Source organism: Mesorhizobium sp. M4A.F.Ca.ET.020.02.1.1 (genome assembly GCF_004022645.1).
In the GTDB taxonomy this organism is placed as follows: domain Bacteria; phylum Pseudomonadota; class Alphaproteobacteria; order Rhizobiales; family Rhizobiaceae; genus Mesorhizobium.
Genome location: NZ_RZOI01000872.1, coordinates 1 through 2,244, shown reverse-complemented (window position 1 = coordinate 2,244; position 2,244 = coordinate 1). Strand labels below are relative to the sequence as shown.

3 protein-coding genes are annotated in these 2,244 nt (G+C 65.2%); all 3 read left to right on the top strand.

Going from position 1 to position 2,244, the window contains the following annotated elements; translation table 11 throughout:
* Positions 1 to 949: Tm-1-like ATP-binding domain-containing protein (locus EN742_RS32415; protein ID WP_148670426.1), on the top strand; the 949-nt coding region annotated here is incomplete at its 5' end.
* A gap of 11 nt (positions 950 to 960) precedes the next feature.
* The gene (locus tag EN742_RS32410) at positions 961 to 1,827 is read left to right on the top strand and encodes a phosphoenolpyruvate hydrolase family protein (RefSeq protein ID WP_126058196.1); all 867 of its coding nucleotides are present in this window, start codon (positions 961 to 963) and stop codon (positions 1,825 to 1,827) included.
* Positions 1,828 to 1,831: 4 nt separating this feature from the next.
* Positions 1,832 to 2,244, top strand: a 413-nt coding sequence (locus tag EN742_RS32405) for a cupin domain-containing protein (protein WP_128333748.1), incomplete at its 3' end; no start/stop codon positions are given.

The following is a 2,244-nucleotide window of genomic DNA, read 5'->3' as shown; positions in this document are numbered from 1 at the left end:
CGTCCAGTCGCGCGGCGACATATCCGGCATGATCGGTATCGGCGGCGGCGGCGGCCCCTCGATCGTCACATCGGCCATGCGCACACTGCCGCTCGGCCTGCCCAAGGTCATGGTCTCGACGCTCGCCTCCGGGGACACCGCACCCTATGTCGACGTCTCCGACATTGTCATGATGCCATCGGTGACCGACATGGCGGGCCTCAACCGCCTGTCGCGCATCGTGCTGCACAATGCCGCCCAGGCGATCTCGGGCATGGTGGGGAACCCGGCCCCATCCGCCGACGGCAAACCGTCGCTTGGGCTTACCATGTTCGGTGTCACCACCCCATGCGTGACGGCCATCGCCGACCATCTGCGCGCCAACTATGACTGCATGGTTTTCCACGCCACCGGCACCGGCGGCCGCACGATGGAGAAGCTCGCCGACTCGGGCTTGCTCGCCGGCATCATCGACATAACCACGACGGAGGTCTGCGACCTGCTGTTCGGCGGCGTGCTGCCGGCGACGCAGGATCGCTTCGGCGCCGCCGCTCGCACGAAACTTCCCTATGTCGGCTCGGCCGGCGCGCTCGACATGGTCAACTTCTGGGCGCCGCCGACCATTCCGGAGCATTATCGCGGACGCCTGCTCTACGAACACAATTCCAACGTGACGCTGATGCGCACGACGCCGGACGAATGCCGCAAGATCGGCGAATGGATCGGCGAAAAGCTGAGCCGCTGCGAGGGTCCGGTCCGCTTCCTTATCCCCGAAAAGGGCGTCTCGGCGCTCGACATCGACGGCGGCGCCTTCTTCGATCCGGAAGCGGATGCCGCGCTGTTCGAGGCCATCGAACGCACGATCCGTCCGACGGCAACACGCATCGTGACGCGCTTGCCGCTGCACATCAACGATCCCGAATTCGCCAGGGCCGCGACCGCGGCCTTCCTCGATATCGTCAAGAAGTGAGACCCGGACGCATGGCCGCAATTTCGCGCAAGACAATACTGGAGAAGTTCCGCAAGATGCTCGCCGATGGCGTGCCGATCGTCGGCGGCGGCGCCGGCACCGGCCTGTCGGCCAAGGCCGAGGAAGCCGGCGGCATCGACCTCATCATCATCTACAATTCCGGCCGCTACCGCATGGCCGGGCGCGGCTCGGCGGCCGGCCTGCTCGCCTATGGCAACGCCAACGAGATCGTCAAGGAGATGGCCTATGAGGTGCTGCCCGTGGTCAAGAAGACGCCGGTTCTGGCCGGCGTCAACGGTACCGATCCCTTCGTCATCATGCCGCTGTTCCTGGCCGAATTGAAGACGATGGGCTTTTCCGGTGTGCAGAACTTTCCCACCATCGGCCTGTTCGACGGCACCATGCGGCAGAGCTTCGAGGAAACCGGCATGGGTTTTGGGCTCGAGGTCGACATGATCGCCGAGGCGCACAAGCTCGACCTCCTGACCACGCCCTATGTCTTCAACCCCGACGAGGCGCGCGCCATGACAAAGGCCGGCGCCGACATCATTGTTGCCCATATGGGCGTGACGACCGGCGGCTCGATCGGCGCCACGTCGGCGAAGTCGCTCGACCACTGCGTGAAGGAGATCGACGCTATCGCCGACGCCGCGCGCTCGGTGCGCAAGGACGTCATCCTGCTTTGCCATGGCGGGCCGATCTCGATGCCGGACGATGCCCGCTACATCCTCGAGCGCTGCGAAGGGCTGCATGGCTTCTATGGCGCGAGCTCGATGGAACGGCTGCCGGCGGAGGCCGCAATCGCCAAACAGACGGCGGATTTCAAGGCGGTCGCGATCGGCCGCGGCAAGGCGACCATCAAGAAAAAGAAGGGATGAGACGATGACCGACAAGAGCAAGATGTTCGTGTATCCGAAGGACGTCAGCGCCTTTGGCTTCGACTGGGGCAGGCTGGCCCTGACGGTCGCGCCCGAAGTGAATGGTGCGGAGCGTTTTTCCGGCGGCGTCGTCGACCTGCCCTCCGGCAAGGGCCACACCCGCCACAACCATCCCGGCGCCGAAGAAATCATCTTCGTCATCTCCGGCCATGGCGAGCAGATGGTCGAGGACGAGGACGGCAATCCGGTGGTCGCGAAAGTCGGCCCCGGCTGCACAGTCTATGTGCCCGAGAGCCGCTTCCATTCGACGCTCAACACCGGCGACCAGCCGATGCAGCTCTTCGTCGTCTATTCGCCGGCCGGCCCGGAACTGGCGCTGCGCGACCTGCCGGATTTCAGGGTGCTGCCGGCAGGGGA

Bases quoted from the DNA above. Each gene is read 5' to 3' on its own strand.
- EN742_RS32410 (WP_126058196.1), top strand. From the start codon at position 961: ATGGCCGCAATTTCGCGCAAGACAATACTGGAGAAGTTCCGCAAGATG.